Origin of the sequence: Shewanella sp. W3-18-1, from assembly GCF_000015185.1 — a bacterium.
GTDB classification, from domain to species: Bacteria; Pseudomonadota; Gammaproteobacteria; order Enterobacterales; family Shewanellaceae; genus Shewanella; species Shewanella putrefaciens.
Genome location: NC_008750.1, coordinates 3,433,980 through 3,449,847, shown reverse-complemented (window position 1 = coordinate 3,449,847; position 15,868 = coordinate 3,433,980). Strand labels below are relative to the sequence as shown.

The window sequence follows — 15,868 nt, the reverse complement described above, 5'->3', positions numbered from 1 at the left end:
ATTGAGTCAAGATCAGAGTGGGGAAACACCAAATACTTCTATTGAGTGTTGTTTCCCTTTTAGTTTGATTGGGCCTAGGTTGGTTAGGCGATATTCACTATTGGGATTATCTAAGCGTCCTGCTAAAGCCCCAGACACTAACATACGTTGTCCAAGGGGGTTACACTGATCTTGCAGCCTTGCTAACGTATTGAGTACGTCACTAAAGAAGCTAATTTCTTGTTTTTGTACCCCAACAACCGCTGCAACTACCTGCCCACAATGTGCTGCGGCTTTAAATTTAGGCACAAAACCGTAGTGTTCCTCAAAGTAGTGTCTTTGCCAGCTAAGCTGTTGGCTAAATTCAAAATAGATATTCATACAACGATCATGCACCACGCCTTCTTCTAACGGCCAATGGATAAGGACGGCATCACCCATGTAACGATATATTTCGGCTTCATTATTCGTTACTGTGTCTGACAATAAGCTAAAGCTATCTTGGATTAAACGGCTAAAACGATAATCACCGAGTGATTCAGCGTGTGTGGTGGAGGCAACCATATCCAAGTAAAGAAACAAACGCTGTTCATATCTCGGTTTATGGTATTTACCCATACCGATATTGAGTAAAATACGTGGGCCTACTAATAATGCCATTTGCTCAACAAAGGCTAAACTGACTCGAACAACAACAAGGTAGACAATGAGTGCTTGAAAAGAAGGGCTGTACAAAATATGCGCTGTGAGCATTTGCCTTAGCGTAGACATATGGTTTTCTATTGCCCACATATTTAAAAATTGAGTAATGTAGGCCAAGGTTGTTGCACCTAGTAATAGGAACAACCCTTTGAAAATAACTGAAAACACATAGGGAAGGCGATTGATTGCGCTAAAATCGGCAATTAAGTTTGACATCCAATGTAGGCTACCAAAGATAATACCCATATAAACCGCGAGGGTCGCAAGATCGGCTGAGCTCACCGCCCACTGGGGCAGTTCTGGTGATTGTGCATATCGAAAAAACACGAAAGCAGCCATGGCAATAGCCCAAGCTAATATCGCAAAAAGAAGTTTTTTCGCTTGTCTACGTGCTCTCACGACTCGATTTTTATCCGAATACGACCGTTATTTCAGGATGCCGTAGTTTATAGAAAATCATCACCAAAGTGCTAGTGAAATTTGTGATCTGGATCAATACAAGTCCATATCGTTACTAAAATTTAACCAAAAGCTTTATTTAGTATCATGGCGGTAAAAGCGGTCTTTAAATAAAAGCCACGAGGATTGGTCATTTTGAGGCTACCATTTTCGGCAATGCTTTGCGTTAATGCTCTGCTATTGGCTGCTTTTGGCCGTAGTTGTAATACTTCGCCGTGACGGGCTGTGAGTTTCTCAACTTTTCCTAGCGCAATAAGCTCCATTATTTCCTCCCAATCTTGTTGTAATAGACGTAATTCATCGGGATCTGGTTGCCATAAAATAGGCGTGCCAATACGGCGAGCACCGACAGATATTTGTCTTTCACCCTCGACGGGAACCCAAAGCACGCGCTGTAGTTTGTGGCAGACTAGGCTGTTTTCCCAAGTTAGTCCTTCAATTTGCGAGAGCGGCGCGACACATACATAGGTTGTTTCTAACGGTTTTCCTTGTACATTTATGGGAATGGTTTTGAGCTCGACACCTAGATGTAAAAAGTCTTGTTCAGGTTTAGAGCCCGCTGTTGCACCCAATTCCATTTCGATGAGTTGGCCAACCCAGCCCTTATCTCGCTTAAGATTTTTGGGGACGGTTATTCCTCTATTAGCAGCAATTTGTGCCAAACTTACGCCAGCCATCATATTGGCGCGCTCGAGTAATTCGGTAAGATTTTCTGGAGGGATAATTGCTTTCATGGGCGAATTTTACTTAAAAATAGTTCGTTAGCAACAGTGGTTAAAAAATGCACTAGGGATTGGCGGTGATAACATTTATAAAGGGTAACTGCTAAGTTAATGATTTTAATGTTTATATCTTCAGTATTTAGATATCTTTTTAAAGGCGCTAAAAGTTACACTCGGCTTTCCCTTACGTTCCTCACATACTTATCCACAGATATTATGGATAACTCCTAAAGTGAATGCCTTTAACCTAATGAAAAATGCAAGTCAATGCAAAAATTCGGTGTTTTTTATCGAAATGTGGATAGTTTTCAGAGTGTCCTGTGTATAACCTTTATTGTAATTTAGTCTAGAATCACTATTAAGTTTTAAGGTTAAAAATTAACCTTAAATTGTTTGTTTTACTGATGGTTTTAAAATTATTTTTTATCATGCTGATATATATTAGCTTTTTCGTTCTGCTTCAACAGTGTGCTGAACCTTGGAACTTCTGTTTTTTGGACGTTATAACAAGTTCAAGGGAGTTTCAAACAGGGATATCCACAGAAAATGTGGATATCCTTGAGAATGCCTTCTTCTGTTTGTTGATAAATAGTCCATATAGAGGAATTTATCCCATGTGCCACTTAAAATAGAGGTTTGCTGAGAGACTGGCTTTATGAAACAATCGGATTATTAAAATTATCCTTATTCGGAGTCCATGTGATTGATAGCGACGGCTTTCGCGCAAATGTGGGCATAATAATTTGTAACAGATATGGTCAAGTTATGTGGGCTAGACGTTTTGGTCAACATTCTTGGCAATTCCCTCAAGGTGGTGTTGACGATGGTGAGTCAGCAGAGGAGGCTATGTACCGTGAGTTATATGAAGAAGTCGGCCTAAGACCCGAACACGTACATATATTAACCTCGACTCGTTCTTGGTTAAGGTATCGTCTACCTAAGCGTTTAGTGAGGCAAGACAGTAAACCAGTCTGCATTGGGCAAAAGCAAAAATGGTTTCTGTTACAATTGAAAAGCCAAGATAGTGCGATTAATTTAAGTTCTTCAGGGCATCCTGAATTTGACGATTGGCGTTGGGTAAGTTATTGGTATCCCGTGCGACAAGTCGTTTCATTTAAGCGTGATGTATATCGAAAAGTGATGAAAGAGTTTGCGGCAACGGCATTGTCATTCCAAACCCAGGAAATTCCGAGGAAGCGGGGAAGGCAAAAAACGACAGGCTGATTTTCAAAGAGGATTGAAAACAGTGTTAAATACGCTTAGGGATATTACGCAGGCCGTGGCATCTGCCCACAGTTTAGAAACCGCATTAGCAGTCTTAGTTTCATCCACTAAAGCGGCAATGGATACTCAATGTTGCTCCATCTACATATTAGAAGAGCAAGAACTTGTGTTGTCGGCAACCGATGGCCTTGAAAAAAGTGCTGTTGGTCGGGTGCGTATGCCGCTGACAGAGGGATTAGTTGGACTTGCCGCCCAACGTGAAGAGGCCGTCAATTTAGCGGATGCTAGGCTTCATCCAAGGTTTAAACTCTTCCCCGAGGTTGCAGAAGAAGAATACCGTGCATTTTTAGCTGTACCTATTATCTACCAGAAAGCTGTTGTTGGCGTGATAGTGGTACAGCAGGCCAGTGCTCGTCAGTTTAGCGAGGGAGAAGAGGCGTTTTTAATGACGCTTGCCGCCCAACTTGCTATGGCTATTCGCGGGTTGAAGCAAAAAGCTCAGGTGAGTTCGCACAACCAACAGATTTTGTTTCAAGGGACTTCTGCATCTAATGGTATTGCCATTGCTCATGCATTCGTACTTGGTGGTGAAATTGCCCTTGAGCAGCCCGATGTGCGCTGTGAGGATATCGCCATTGAATCTAGCCGATTAGCGGCTGCAATGGGACGTTGTAAAGACGCGATTGGTGCCTTATCTCAACGATTTGATCGTGAGCAAGATGACGAAGTCGTCTCTATTTTCAATGCGTTACTATTATTACTCGATGATGCTAGTTTGGGGGGGGAGTACACCCGTGAAGTGCAATTAGGGTGGGCTGCTGAGTCGGCGGTAAGTCGAGTATCTTTGCGTTATATCCAACAGTTTTTTGCAATGGAAGACCCCTATCTTAAAGAACGCGCCAGTGATATTCGCGATCTCGGTCAAAAGGTATTACGTCAGCTAATCGAGCCTGAGCGTCTTGAACTTGAACCCGATAAGCCCGTCATTCTGGTGACCCGCGAAGCTGACGCCACTATGTTAGCCGAATTTCCAAGGCAAAAACTTGCAGGAATAGTCACTGAGCTTGGTGGTGTAAACTCCCATGCGGCAATTTTAGCCCGCGCTCTTGGCGTCCCAGCGATTACGGGGGTTGAGCAATTACTGTCTGCGGATATAGATCAAAAGCTATTAGTCGTGAATGCGAGCCGTGGACAACTGATGGTATCGCCATCTCCAGCCGTTGTCAGCGAGTATCGCAGTTTGATTTCAGCGCAAAAAGCATTACAACGTCAGTATGCCCAAGAGTTGTCTTTACCTTCGGTAACCATAGATGGTTCACGTATTCGTTTGTATTTAAACGCAGGATTACTCAGTGGTGTCGCCTCTGAAATAGCCGAGGGTGCCGATGGTATTGGGCTTTATCGAACAGAAATTCCTTTTATGTTACAACAGCGCTTCCCGAGTGAATCTGAGCAAGTTAAAGTCTATCAGCAAGTTTTATTGGCTGCCTCAAATCGTCCCGTGGTGATGCGAACTCTAGATGTGGGAGGGGATAAACCTCTGCCATATTTTCCAATTAAAGAGGATAACCCTTTCCTCGGTTGGCGTGGTATTCGTTTATCCCTTGATCATCCAGAGCTTTTTTTAGTCCAGTTACGGGCGATGTTACAGGCTGGTGGTGAAGGTAAGCAGTTAAGTATTTTACTTCCAATGGTCAGTAACTTGGATGAGATTGATCAAGCTTTAGAATATTTACATCAGGCATATATTGAGCTAAAACATGATGTTAATAACAAGATTGTGATGCCGCGAATTGGCATTATGCTCGAAGTACCTGCATTGTTATATCAATTAGATGAAGTGGCTAGACGGGTCGATTTTGTTTCTGTAGGAAGTAACGATCTTACCCAATATTTGCTCGCGGTTGATCGTAATAATCCACGGGTTAGTTCTCTCTTTGATAGCTACCACCCGGGCATTTTACGCGCGCTACATCAAGCTCACCTCGATTGTCTCTATCATAAACTCGATATTAGCATTTGTGGCGAGTTGGCTGGTGAGCCGATGGGGGCGATTTTGCTGGTGGCGATGGGATATGACCAATTGAGTATGAATCAAGGTAGCTTAGCACGGATAAACTATTTACTTCGCCGTGTTGCTCGTGCTGATTTAGATCAGTTACTGTCGCAGGCGTTAAGTTTATCAAATGGTTTTCAAGTACGTGAGCTGGTTAAAGAATATTTGAATGAGCAAGGTTTAGTCACAATTCTTAATTAACTAATGGCGTTTTTTGCTTTAAGCTAAGACCTCAATTTATCGCGCTGTAGGTATTCGTGTGGATAGTTTGTTAACAGTGTTCTTTATTTGCTTAGCTTTAGGTGCATTTGTCGGTTTTATGGCGGGGTTATTAGGGATCGGTGGCGGTTTAATTGTTGTGCCAGCGCTACTTTATATTTTGCCATCAGTTGGGATTAGCTCATCTCAATTGCCACATATCGCTATTGCGACTTCATTGGCCGCAATTATTCTGACCTCCATTTCCTCCGCTAGAGCCCATCATAAGCGTGGCAATATACCTTGGTCTTTATTTAAATCTATGCTGCCAGGGCTTGTGCTTGGAGCGCTTGCTTCTGGTTTTATTGCTGAACGCATTCCCGCTGATACCCTGCAGCGAGGTTTTGCAATCTTTGTGATTTTAATGACAATTCAGATGGTTTATCCGTTTAAGACTGAGTCGAATCGTCAGTTACCTAATGCTTTTGTGCTTTTTGTTGCATCTGCTTTTATTGCGGTATTGGCAGGATTAACGGGAATCGGCGGCGGTATTCTGGTTGTACCATTTTTGACTTTTTATGGTTTACAGATGCGTCAAGCTGTTGGTTTTTCTGCTGCGATGGGCTTCTTAATCTCTCTTTCTGGCAGTTTTGGATATATTATCGCAGGGATGGACGCTCCTGAATTACCTTATGGTACCGTTGGTTTTATCTACTTACCCGCCCTGTTTGGTTTAATTATCACTTCTATTTTTATGGCGCCAGTAGGCGTAAAAGCCGCGAGTACTTTGCCGACACCTGTATTAAAAAAAATATTTGCACTCTTACTTTTGTGTGTTGGTCTTAAGTTAATTTTGGCCTAGTAGCAGAGCCGCTTTTTTGACGATGTTTATGGATGTTTTATGGCATTAAGTTTTCCCGATATCGATCCGGTGATCGTACAATTTGGCCCGTTTGATATTTTAGGACAAACTTTTGAGCCTGCCTTACGTTGGTATGGTTTTACTTATTTAATCGGTTTTGTGGCTGCAATGTGGCTGTTAAACCGTTATGCAGAGCGTTCTAAGGGTGTTTGGACAAAAGAACAGGTATCCGATCTTTTATTTTATGGTTTTTTAGGGGTGATTTTAGGAGGACGCGTTGGATATGTGCTCTTCTATCATTTTGATTATTTTCTCGAAAGTCCAATGTATTTGTTTAAGATTTCCGAAGGCGGAATGTCTTTTCATGGTGGACTAATCGGCGTTATTAGTGCCATGTTCTATATCGCTTGGAAGCAACATCGTCCTTTTTTTGCTGTTGCGGATATGGTCGCACCTGTCGTCCCTATTGGTTTGGGAGCAGGGCGCATTGGTAATTTTATCAATGGTGAACTTTGGGGGCGGGTGACCGACGTGCCTTGGGGGATGGTATTTCCTTCGGGCGGCTCAGCACCGCGCCATCCTTCACAGCTATACCAGTTTGCCTTAGAAGGCGTTGCGTTATTTATTATTCTTTATTGGTTTAGCAAACGCACAACAAAAGTGGGTGCAGTGTCAGGTATGTTTCTATTGGGCTACGGTATTTTCCGGGTTGTCGTTGAAACGGTAAGGCAGCCTGATGAGCAACTGGGGCTTTATTGGGGCATGATGACCATGGGGCAGATCCTATCTGTACCAATGATTTTGTTCGGTTTATATTTAATTTTTCGTCCACAGGATAAGCAGTAATGCAACAGTATTTAGACTTAATGAAGCACATTTTAGCTGAGGGTGTGGATAAATCGGATCGTACCGGTACTGGAACTCGTTCAGTATTTGGATATCAAATGCGTTTTGATTTAAGTAAAGGATTTCCCTTAGTAACGACTAAAAAATGCCATATGCGCTCTATTATTCATGAGTTACTGTGGTTCCTGAAAGGTGAGACTAACATTGCTTACCTTCGTGAAAATAAAGTGAGTATTTGGGATGAATGGGCCGATGATAATGGCGATTTAGGCCCGGTTTATGGCGCCCAATGGCGGAGCTGGCCAACTCAGAGTGGTGATGCTATTGACCAAATATCACAAGTTATCGCTCAGATTAAAGCTCAACCAGACTCTCGTCGTTTAATCGTTTCTGCATGGAATGTTGGTGAACTCGATAAAATGGCTTTAGCGCCTTGCCATGCTTTTTTTCAGTTCTATGTGGCTGATGGCAAGTTATCCTGTCAGCTCTATCAACGCAGTTGTGATGTTTTCCTCGGCTTACCATTTAATATTGCTAGTTACGCACTACTAACGATGATGGTTGCCCAGCAGTGTGATTTAGCGCTTGGTGATTTTGTGTGGACAGGGGGGGATACGCATTTGTATTCCAATCATATGGAACAAACAGTGCTGCAATTGAGCCGGGAACCCAAACCGTTACCTTTAATGACGATTCTGCGTAAACCTGAATCTATTTTCGACTATCAATTCGAAGATTTTGAACTGACAAATTACAATCCTCATCCTCACATCAAAGCTCCTGTCGCCGTTTAGGTACATTTTTCGAGCAAACACCTCGGAATAGCCGAGGTGTTTTGTCGAAACTTACGATTATACTAGTTGTTACTATTCGTCTACACTCAATACATTATGGTTTTTCGGAGTGTAAGATGGAAAAAGCAATTAGAAATTTTCTAAGCCAAGAGTCAGCGGGCGGCATCCTATTATTGGTTGCTGTTGTCTTTGCTATGCTGATGGCTAATTCTCCTTTATCAGGACTTTATCAAGGTTTTTTAGGGACTGATGTCCAAGTTCGCGTGGGTGCGTTAGATATTCATAAACCTTTATTACTCTGGATTAATGATGGCCTAATGGCATTATTCTTCCTGCTGATTGGGTTAGAAGTGAAGCGTGAGTTACTCGAAGGGGCGTTATCAAGTGTTGCCCAAGCATCGCTGCCTAGTTTTGCTGCTATTGGTGGGATGTTAGTTCCTGCTGGTATTTATTTGTTATTTAACTATGGCGACCCAGTGACTCAAGCGGGATGGGCAATTCCTGCTGCAACTGATATTGCTTTTGCTTTGGGGATTATGGCCTTACTCGGTAATAGAGTCCCTGTTGCATTAAAAGTTTTTCTTTTAGCACTCGCGATTATCGATGATCTGGGTGTTATTGTGATTATTGCCCTATTTTATAGTAGTGACTTATCAACCATTAGTTTAGCGATTGCTAGTGTCGCGATTCTTGGTCTTGTGGGGTTAAACCGTAAAGGCATTACAGCATTGACGCCTTACGGGATTTTAGGCCTGATCCTTTGGGTTGCGGTGCTTAAATCTGGTGTTCATGCCACTCTAGCGGGTGTCATTATTGCCTTTTGTATACCACTGCGTGCTAAAGATGGAAGTTCACCTTCTGAACATCTTGAGCACAGTTTACATCCATGGAGTAATTTTCTCATTTTACCCGTGTTTGCTTTTGCGAATGCGGGGGTTGCTCTAGGAAATATGAGTTTAGATACCTTGCTCTCGCCTGTTCCTATCGGTATTGCATTAGGCTTGATATTAGGTAAGCCCATCGGAGTCATGTTATTTAGCTTTATTGCGGTTAAGTTAAAGTTAGCTCGATTACCCGATAATGTTGGGTGGATGCAAATTGCACCTGTGGCGGCTATGTGTGGTATTGGATTTACCATGTCGATGTTTATTGCATCCTTAGCTTTTGAGCAAGCTGATCCTATGTACGGTGATTTGGCTCGCCTAGGAACTCTAATTGGTTCGTTTATTGCGGCATTGGTTGGATATTTCTGGCTGTCGAAAGTATTACCTAAAAAAGGAGTATAACTATGATAAAAATTAAGCTGTTGGGAATGGCCATATTCTTTTCTTTATCATCAACTGCAATGGCGACGCAAATAGAGGCTTGTAATAAGGACGTCACATCATTGACTTGCCAAAGCTATCTTGAGGGGATTGTTGATGGTGCTCTGATGTTTAAGCCTGAATCATTAGGTGCAAGACTTGAAACTAACGGTTACGAGTCCAGAGCACTTAAATACCGCGGGGGTAAGCGTTTCCAAGAAGCTAATCGAACTTATTGCGCTAGTCGTATTCCTGACCGTAATAGCCTAGTTTTAGGTGTCACAGAGGCAGTCAGTACTGGTACCGCTGCGGATTTAGAACAGTTACAGGGTATTGTCGTTAACTTATTAGATTGCCAACGTTTAAAATAAACTCTATGAATGAACCACCATGGTGAATGCTATGGTGGCGCTTTTGTGACGGTAATGATTCTCGTTGTATCGAGATCACGTTTAGCGATAAGGGAAAACAAGCGGCTATGCTGCATCTCAATTATAACCATTTATATTATTTCTGGATGATCAAAAAAAAGGGCTCTGTTGCTAAGGCGGCTGAGGCCCTTTTCTTGACACCACAAACAATCACAGGTCAGATCAGAGCCTTAGAAGACCGGCTTAATGGTAGCTTATTCAAGCGTGTTGGGCGTAGTCTTGAGGCGACTGAACTCGGGGAGCTTGTCTTTCGCTATGCAGATAAGATGTTTAGCTTAAGCTATGAAATGCTCGATCTACTGAACTACCAAAAAGATAATGCCATTCTCTTTGAAGTGGGTATTGCTGATGCTCTATCTAAAGCGTTGGTTAGTCGAGTTTTATTATCTGTAGTACCTAGTGATAGCTCAATGCATTTAGCCTGTTATGAGGCGACACATGAGAGTTTAATGGCACGTTTACGTGAACATAAACTGGATATGATCCTATCTGATTGTGCTGGAGAGTCGCTAAAGTACCCAGAGATTTTATCTAAAAAATTGGGAGAGTGTGGCGTCAGTTTTTTTTCAGCAGACACTTACAGTGCCGACTTTCCTGCATGTTTAGAACAAGGTCGCCTATTGATTCCTGGACGTAAAACCTCTCTTGGACAGCAGTTATATCGCTGGTTTGACGAGCAAAATCTTAATGTAAAAATTCTCGGGGAATTTGATGATGCTGCGATGATGAAGGCTTTTGGCTACCTTAAACGCGGTATATTTGTCACACCGTCCATTTATCGCCAAGAAGTTATCTCCCACGGTATGAATCTGCTTGGTGAAACCCATGATGTGAAGGAGGAGTATCACGTGATGTTTGCTGAGCGTATGATCCAACATCCCGCAGTTAAGCGATTGCTCGAAACGGATTTTAGTGATTTGTTTGCTGGTCTAGATGCACAAGTTCAGCAATGCTAATTTTTGTGTAATTCAGACTGGTTTCATCGACACTCCAACACTGCTACTGATAAACTAATGCGAACTCTACTTTGGGAGAAATACCTTGGAATTAATGAATATTGCACGGGTTCGTTGGGCATGTCGTCGTGGAATGTTGGAATTGGATGTGCTGTTTCAACCTTTCGTCGAGAATATTTATCAAGATTTGTCAGATATAGATAAAGCATCGTTTATTCGATTATTAGAATGTGAAGATCCTGAGTTGTTTGCTTGGTTTATGGGGCATGAAGCCTGTCCTGATGCAGAGCTAGCTCGCATGGTTGTTAAAGTTCGTGGAAGAGCAGCACCATAGTTTTAGCGTAAAAGCCTCCTTCGACCAACGGCTCTCGTTGGTCGTTTTTATGTGCGTTTGTTCCTCATCATTCCTTATTTGGCCTTATACAGAACATTGGTTAGTGGCGCTGCTACGGCTTGGATTGTTTTTGTTATCCGTTAGCTTTTTGATATGGCAATTGTGGAGGCTTAAGGACTGGCGCTTAAGCTTTATGCTTAATGGTAAAGGTGACGGTCGATTATCCACGGGAGAACATTTCAGAATTTTAAGGCGCACATGGGTTACCCCATTCGTATGTATGATATACATCGATGTTGAAGAAAAAACGCGTTTAGTATTGCTTTGGGCCGATATGTTTACGGGTGTTGACTATAGACATTTATGCCGATTATTGCTTAAGGCTAAAATGTTGCAAGCTAAATCTCAGGCTGAAATTTAGCTTGCATAATGAATGTCTGAACGGATAAATTTTCGCTTACTTAATAGGTTGTAAAATAGTTGGACGAGGTGAGTCGAGTTTCTCTGGATGATCGATATTGTAATGCAGTCCTCGGCTTTCTTTACGTTCCATGGCACAACGGATTATAAGCTCTGCTACTTGCACTAAATTTCGCAGTTCTAACAAGTTATTACTCACTCTAAAGTTACTGTAATACTCTTGAATTTCCTGTTGTAACATTAAACAGCGACGCAGTGCCCGCTCTAAGCGTTTATCTGAGCGAACAATTCCTACGTAGTCCCACATGAATAGCCGCAGCTCATGCCAGTTATGGGCGATAACGACCTCTTCATCCGAGTTAGAGACTTTACTCTCATCCCAAGGAGGAATTTGCCCAGGTAATTGAATTTTATGTAATTGGCTTTCAATATCATGGGATGCGGCACGGGCAAACACTAAACATTCGAGAAGCGAGTTACTCGCAAGGCGATTGGCTCCATGAAGACCTGTATAGGCGACTTCTCCTATCGCGTAAAGACCATTGAGATCAGTTTGGCCATGCAAATCGGTCATCACACCGCCACAGGTATAGTGTGCAGCGGGAACAACCGGAATCGCATCTTGAGTAATATCAATACCTAATTCTAAGCAACGGCTATAGATGGTTGGGAAGTGCTTAACAATAAAATCAGCGTCTTTGTGGCTGATATCTAGGTATACACAGTCAGCCCCGAGACGTTTCATTTCGTAATCGATAGCCCGAGCAACAATATCGCGGGGGGCGAGTTCGGCACGTTCATCAAAATCTGGCATAAAACGGCTACCATCAGGACGGCGTAGATAAGCGCCTTCGCCGCGAAGGGCTTCGGTCAACAAAAAGTTACGAGCATCGGCATGGTATAAACAAGTGGGGTGAAATTGATTAAACTCCATATTTGCCACTCGGCAACCGGCACGCCATGCCATGGCTATTCCATCACCACTGGCAACATCCGGGTTAGATGTATACTGATAAACTTTTGAACAGCCACCAGTTGCCAAAGCGACAAATTTAGCTTTTACAGTTTCAACATGCTCTTCATTACGATTCCACACATAAGCCCCTAGAACGCGATTCCCTGGGCGATTTAGTTTGCGAGTCGTAATTAAATCAATGGCGTTATAGCGTTCTAATACTTGAATATTAGGGTGGGCTAGTGCACGAGCTTGCAAGGTTGTTTGCACTTCCTTACCTGTGGCATCGGCAGCATGCAAAATACGTCTGTGACTGTGACCACCTTCACGGGTGAGGTGATAGGGAGCGTCCGCAGCGTTGCCACCGTTTGTTTCTTCTTTATCAAAGGCAACACCGCATTGGATAAGCCATTGCATAGCACTTTTGGCATTTTCAGCGGTAAAAGTCACAACGTCTTTATCGCACAAGCCTGCTCCAGCGATCAAAGTATCAGCGACATGGGATTCGATAGTGTCGCCTTCATCGAAGACGGAAGCGATACCGCCTTGAGCGTAGTAGGTCGACCCTTCAGAGAGTGGGCCTTTTGAGAGCAGAATTACTTTCGCTTTTTCAGCAAGATGCAAAGCTAGTGTCAGACCTGCGGCACCGCTACCTATGACTAATATGTCAGATTGGTGTTCAACTACTTGTTTCATCGGGTATCATGATGTGACTGAGAGTACCACCTATGGTAAACCAACTGACGGATTATGGGTACTTTCCTTTTATCCTTACTTTTTTTGTATAATTTTAAGAACTTTTTCAAAGCCCGCGAGTCTACATAAGTGAATATGATTCGAGCGACTGAGAAATCAGCATTTTAGATTTGGGAGAAGTCGGCTCGGATGAGTGGACAAATAAGTGATCAACAATTAGTTGAGCGCGTACAACGGGGAGATAAAAACGCTTTTAACCTGTTAGTGCTTAAATATCAAAGTAAAGTTATCAGCTTGATTTCGCGATACGTACGTAATCAAGCAGACGTTGCCGATGTAGCACAGGAAGCGTTTATCAAAGCCTATAGAGCTTTGCCAAACTTTCGTGGAGAAAGTGCGTTTTATACCTGGTTGTACCGTATTGCAGTAAACACTGCAAAAAATTATCTCGTATCACAGGGGCGTAGAGCGCCTGCAAATGACGTTGATGCAGAAGATGCCGAATATTATGAAGGTAGTGATGCACTGAAGGAGTTCGCCTCCCCAGAACGGCTAATGTTATCGGATGAAATCAAAAAAGTGATCTTCGATACCTTAGAAACACTGCCAGAAGAATTGCGAATGGCTATCTCGTTGCGTGAACTCGATGGTATGAGTTACGAAGATATTGCCATAGTCATGGATTGCCCCGTTGGGACCGTAAGATCGCGTATCTTCCGTGCCCGAGAGGCTATCGATAAAAAACTCCAGCCTCTACTGGAAGAGTAACACCCTTATATTTAGACAGGTGAACAATGGACAAATTAGGTCAAGAATGGGTATCTGCCGCGGTCGATGGAGAGACTGATGCGCATACCATGGCAGAATTAGTTGCCGATACGCATTCGCATAGTAAGTGGCATAACTATCATATGATAGGGGATGCTATGCGAGGTGAGTTACCTCAGACTATTGTGTTAGATCTTTCCGCTAACATTGCTGCGGCAATTGAGCTTGAACCTGCGATTGTCGCCCCTCGAATTACGGCTCCTGAAATCGGCTCGCCTGCGCAAGTCTCGGTAGATACAGGTAGTAGTCGCGTTGTACCATTATTCAAGCAATTTGGGCAGTATGCTATTGCCGCAACCGTTGCGATGTTTGCGATTGTGGGGGTACAAAATTACAATCAAAATGTTGATGATATGGCATCACCATCTCCGGTATTAATGACTCGCCCATTAGTTGGCAGTGCATCGCCTGTGAGCTTGCAAACTGGCCCTGTGCAACAGAGTCAAGGCTATACTAATGAGCAGATGAATGAGCAACGTCGCAGAATTAATACTTATATCCAAGATCATATGTTGCAACAACGATTGAACACAGGTGTAGTTCTAGAGGACAATAACGAGGTTACCCCCGTTTCTGTTAATAAGTAGTAAGGAGTTAGCTTGCGTCTAATCCTGTTGGCTTTATTAGCCTTGGTATTTCCTGCAATTGCGCAGGAAGATATGCCCGCCAAAGTCTGGCTCGAAAAAATGAGTCAGGCTTTAAAAGAAAAAGAGTTTAAAGCATCAATTATTCAACTTCAGGCCGATCATATTCGGCCTTTGGTTTATATCCATGGTAAGGTTAATAATCAAGAAGTTGCTTTTCTAGAGTACCTTAATGGCCCACCTAAAAATGCCGTTCGAGTGGGTAATAGAGTCACTTTTATTGAGCATGACCAACCTGCCTATAGCATCATATCTAACCATATTCAGGGTGTTTGGCCCGCCGTATTTTCTGCCAATACGGGAGATTTAGAAGTCGGTTACCAGTTTGTCTTGGGTGGTCGAACTCGGATTGCTGGGCGTCCTGGACAAATGATCCGTTTATTACCTAATGATGAATATCGTTATGGTTTTCAAGTTTGGCTCGACATGGATACATTTCTCCCTTTGAGATACGACATGCTGACTCAAGATAAACAATTGCTTGAGCAGATTATGGTGATTGAATTGATTGAGTTTAGTGAGCCTCCCTCTATCTTACAGGAAGCTTATAAGCAAGAGTGGCCCGCGGTTATTGATCAAGCAGAACGTCAAGATGGTCAGAATTGGCAATTTTCTTGGTTACCGGCAGGATTTACAGTGGTTGTTCGAGATCATCATCGCTTAATTGGTAGCCATGAGGCGGTTGAATATATCGCATTGACTGATGGGCTTGCCAATATTTCAGTTTACGTTGCTCGAGCAGGGACAAGCCCATTGCCGGAAGAGTTGATTACCCGTAATGGCCTATCGCTTGTTTCTGAAAAGGTAGGTAATGCAGAAGTTGTTGCCGTCGGTAAAGTTCCTACCGCGACACTCGCTCGCATTGCTAAAAGCCTAACATTGCAATAGGGGCTTGGCTATGATGGAAGAAGTGGCGAGAGTCGTTAGTGCTGATAAGCATGGTTGGTTGACCGTAGAAGTAGAGCTTAAGAGTACCTGTAAAAGTTGTAGTGGCAGTGAATCCTGTGGTACTTCAGCAATTGCTCAGGCGTTTTCATCAAAAACACAGCAATTCTCTATTCAAAGTGAGCGGGTTTGTGAGCCTGGCGAGCTATTGAAGCTAGGGCTTCCAGAGAGTGTTATCCTAAAAGCAGCAGCATTGATATACCTTATTCCACTATTTGGATTATTCATTGGCGCTGCTTTAGGGCAGTTTTTAGGCCATCTTTTTGATGTTGATTCTAATCTTTTTGCAATAGTATTAGCCACACTTGGCGCGTTACTTGCGTGGTCATTTGGTAGAAATAAAGCTAAACAGCTTGAAGTTGATGCCCATCCTGTGATTTTGGCTTATTTAGGTGTAGGTGTTAGTTTAGATAAATTATCCGATTAATTTCAATTGATTAAAGTTTTATTTATGGCAATTATCATTCGTGTTAATTGCCATTTTTTGGCATAAATATAACGAGGAGTGAATCT

The 15,868-nt window shown here is 42.8% G+C and carries 17 protein-coding genes; 14 read left to right on the top strand and 3 right to left on the bottom strand.

The genetic code is table 11. The annotated features are described in order from the left end of the window. Positions 1–12: 12 nt before the first annotated feature. Both SPUTW3181_RS15720 and mutH read right to left on the bottom strand, forming a co-directional pair. On the bottom strand, positions 13–1,080 hold the full coding sequence (locus SPUTW3181_RS15720; RefSeq protein WP_011790293.1) for an adenylate/guanylate cyclase domain-containing protein: 1,068 nt from the start codon (positions 1,078–1,080) through the stop codon (positions 13–15). A gap of 122 nt (positions 1,081–1,202) precedes the next feature. Then, positions 1,203–1,874 (bottom strand): DNA mismatch repair endonuclease MutH, encoded by a 672-nt coding sequence (gene mutH / locus SPUTW3181_RS15715; RefSeq protein ID WP_011790292.1) that lies wholly within the window; start codon positions 1,872–1,874, stop codon positions 1,203–1,205. A 687-nt stretch (positions 1,875–2,561) separates the two neighbouring features. On the opposite strand from mutH, the gene rppH reads away from it, so the two are divergent. The 10 genes from rppH (at position 2,562) to SPUTW3181_RS22180 (ending at position 11,288) form a co-directional block, all read left to right on the top strand. Then, on the top strand, positions 2,562–3,086 hold the full coding sequence (rppH, locus tag SPUTW3181_RS15710; RefSeq protein WP_011790291.1) for an RNA pyrophosphohydrolase: 525 nt from the start codon (positions 2,562–2,564) through the stop codon (positions 3,084–3,086). Positions 3,087–3,108: 22 nt separating this feature from the next. After that, on the top strand, positions 3,109–5,343 hold the full coding sequence (gene ptsP, locus SPUTW3181_RS15705; RefSeq protein ID WP_011790290.1) for a phosphoenolpyruvate--protein phosphotransferase: 2,235 nt from the start codon (positions 3,109–3,111) through the stop codon (positions 5,341–5,343). A gap of 58 nt (positions 5,344–5,401) precedes the next feature. Next, positions 5,402–6,202, top strand: a complete 801-nt coding sequence (locus SPUTW3181_RS15700) for a sulfite exporter TauE/SafE family protein (RefSeq protein ID WP_011790289.1) — start codon at positions 5,402–5,404, stop codon at positions 6,200–6,202. 39 nt (positions 6,203–6,241) lie between these two features. Beyond that, a complete protein-coding gene (gene lgt / locus SPUTW3181_RS15695) occupies positions 6,242–7,048 on the top strand; it encodes a prolipoprotein diacylglyceryl transferase (protein WP_011790288.1) in 807 nt (268 codons plus the stop codon). Continuing rightward, positions 7,048–7,842 (top strand): thymidylate synthase, encoded by a 795-nt coding sequence (gene thyA, locus SPUTW3181_RS15690; RefSeq protein ID WP_011790287.1) that lies wholly within the window; start codon positions 7,048–7,050, stop codon positions 7,840–7,842. Before lgt ends, thyA begins: the two co-directional genes overlap by 1 nt. A gap of 116 nt (positions 7,843–7,958) precedes the next feature. Beyond that, the gene (gene nhaA / locus SPUTW3181_RS15685) at positions 7,959–9,128 is read left to right on the top strand and encodes a Na+/H+ antiporter NhaA (RefSeq protein ID WP_011790286.1); all 1,170 of its coding nucleotides are present in this window, start codon (positions 7,959–7,961) and stop codon (positions 9,126–9,128) included. Between the two features lie 2 nt (positions 9,129–9,130). Next, complete coding sequence (locus tag SPUTW3181_RS15680; protein ID WP_011790285.1) at positions 9,131–9,517, top strand: hypothetical protein; 387 nt, start codon at positions 9,131–9,133, stop codon at positions 9,515–9,517. A gap of 107 nt (positions 9,518–9,624) precedes the next feature. Continuing rightward, positions 9,625–10,533: a transcriptional activator NhaR gene (gene nhaR / locus SPUTW3181_RS15675; RefSeq protein WP_011790284.1), complete on the top strand. Its 909-nt coding sequence runs from the start codon at positions 9,625–9,627 to the stop codon at positions 10,531–10,533. Positions 10,534–10,618: 85 nt separating this feature from the next. Then, complete coding sequence (locus SPUTW3181_RS15670) at positions 10,619–10,867, top strand: succinate dehydrogenase assembly factor 2 (RefSeq protein WP_014610118.1); 249 nt, start codon at positions 10,619–10,621, stop codon at positions 10,865–10,867. Beyond that, positions 10,848–11,288: a protein YgfX gene (locus SPUTW3181_RS22180; protein WP_014610119.1), complete on the top strand. Its 441-nt coding sequence runs from the start codon at positions 10,848–10,850 to the stop codon at positions 11,286–11,288. The genes SPUTW3181_RS15670 and SPUTW3181_RS22180 overlap by 20 nt, the downstream gene beginning before the upstream one ends. Positions 11,289–11,324: 36 nt before the next feature. Here SPUTW3181_RS22180 and nadB read toward each other — a convergent pair whose 3' ends face one another. After that, on the bottom strand, positions 11,325–12,938 hold the full coding sequence (nadB, locus tag SPUTW3181_RS15660; RefSeq protein WP_011790281.1) for an L-aspartate oxidase: 1,614 nt from the start codon (positions 12,936–12,938) through the stop codon (positions 11,325–11,327). Between the two features lie 189 nt (positions 12,939–13,127). On the opposite strand from nadB, the gene rpoE reads away from it, so the two are divergent. Genes rpoE through SPUTW3181_RS15640 form a run of 4 tightly spaced genes read left to right on the top strand, consistent with a single transcriptional unit; the run spans position 13,128 to position 15,782 of the window. Beyond that, positions 13,128–13,706 (top strand): RNA polymerase sigma factor RpoE, encoded by a 579-nt coding sequence (gene rpoE / locus SPUTW3181_RS15655; RefSeq protein WP_011790280.1) that lies wholly within the window; start codon positions 13,128–13,130, stop codon positions 13,704–13,706. Between the two features lie 26 nt (positions 13,707–13,732). Then, entirely contained in the window at positions 13,733–14,353 is a 621-nt protein-coding gene (locus SPUTW3181_RS15650) for a sigma-E factor negative regulatory protein (RefSeq protein ID WP_011790279.1), read from the top strand. Between the two features lie 12 nt (positions 14,354–14,365). Further along, entirely contained in the window at positions 14,366–15,298 is a 933-nt protein-coding gene (locus SPUTW3181_RS15645) for a MucB/RseB C-terminal domain-containing protein (protein ID WP_011790278.1), read from the top strand. Positions 15,299–15,308: 10 nt separating this feature from the next. Then, positions 15,309–15,782 carry a SoxR reducing system RseC family protein gene (locus SPUTW3181_RS15640; RefSeq protein ID WP_011790277.1) on the top strand — a complete coding sequence of 158 codons (474 nt, stop codon included), beginning with the start codon at positions 15,309–15,311 and terminating at the stop codon, positions 15,780–15,782. Positions 15,783–15,868: the final 86 nt, after the last annotated feature.

Coding starts and splice junctions, on each gene's coding strand:
- mutH (WP_011790292.1), bottom strand. CDS start 1,874: ATGAAAGCAATTATCCCTCCAGAAAATCTTACCGAATTACTCGAGCGC.
- lgt (WP_011790288.1), top strand. CDS start 6,242: ATGGCATTAAGTTTTCCCGATATCGATCCGGTGATCGTACAATTTGGC.
- thyA (WP_011790287.1), top strand. CDS start 7,048: ATGCAACAGTATTTAGACTTAATGAAGCACATTTTAGCTGAGGGTGTG.
- nhaA (WP_011790286.1), top strand. CDS start 7,959: ATGGAAAAAGCAATTAGAAATTTTCTAAGCCAAGAGTCAGCGGGCGGC.
- SPUTW3181_RS15680 (WP_011790285.1), top strand. CDS start 9,131: ATGATAAAAATTAAGCTGTTGGGAATGGCCATATTCTTTTCTTTATCA.
- nhaR (WP_011790284.1), top strand. CDS start 9,625: ATGCTGCATCTCAATTATAACCATTTATATTATTTCTGGATGATCAAA.
- nadB (WP_011790281.1), bottom strand. CDS start 12,938: ATGAAACAAGTAGTTGAACACCAATCTGACATATTAGTCATAGGTAGC.
- rpoE (WP_011790280.1), top strand. CDS start 13,128: ATGAGTGGACAAATAAGTGATCAACAATTAGTTGAGCGCGTACAACGG.
- SPUTW3181_RS15650 (WP_011790279.1), top strand. CDS start 13,733: ATGGACAAATTAGGTCAAGAATGGGTATCTGCCGCGGTCGATGGAGAG.
- SPUTW3181_RS15640 (WP_011790277.1), top strand. CDS start 15,309: ATGATGGAAGAAGTGGCGAGAGTCGTTAGTGCTGATAAGCATGGTTGG.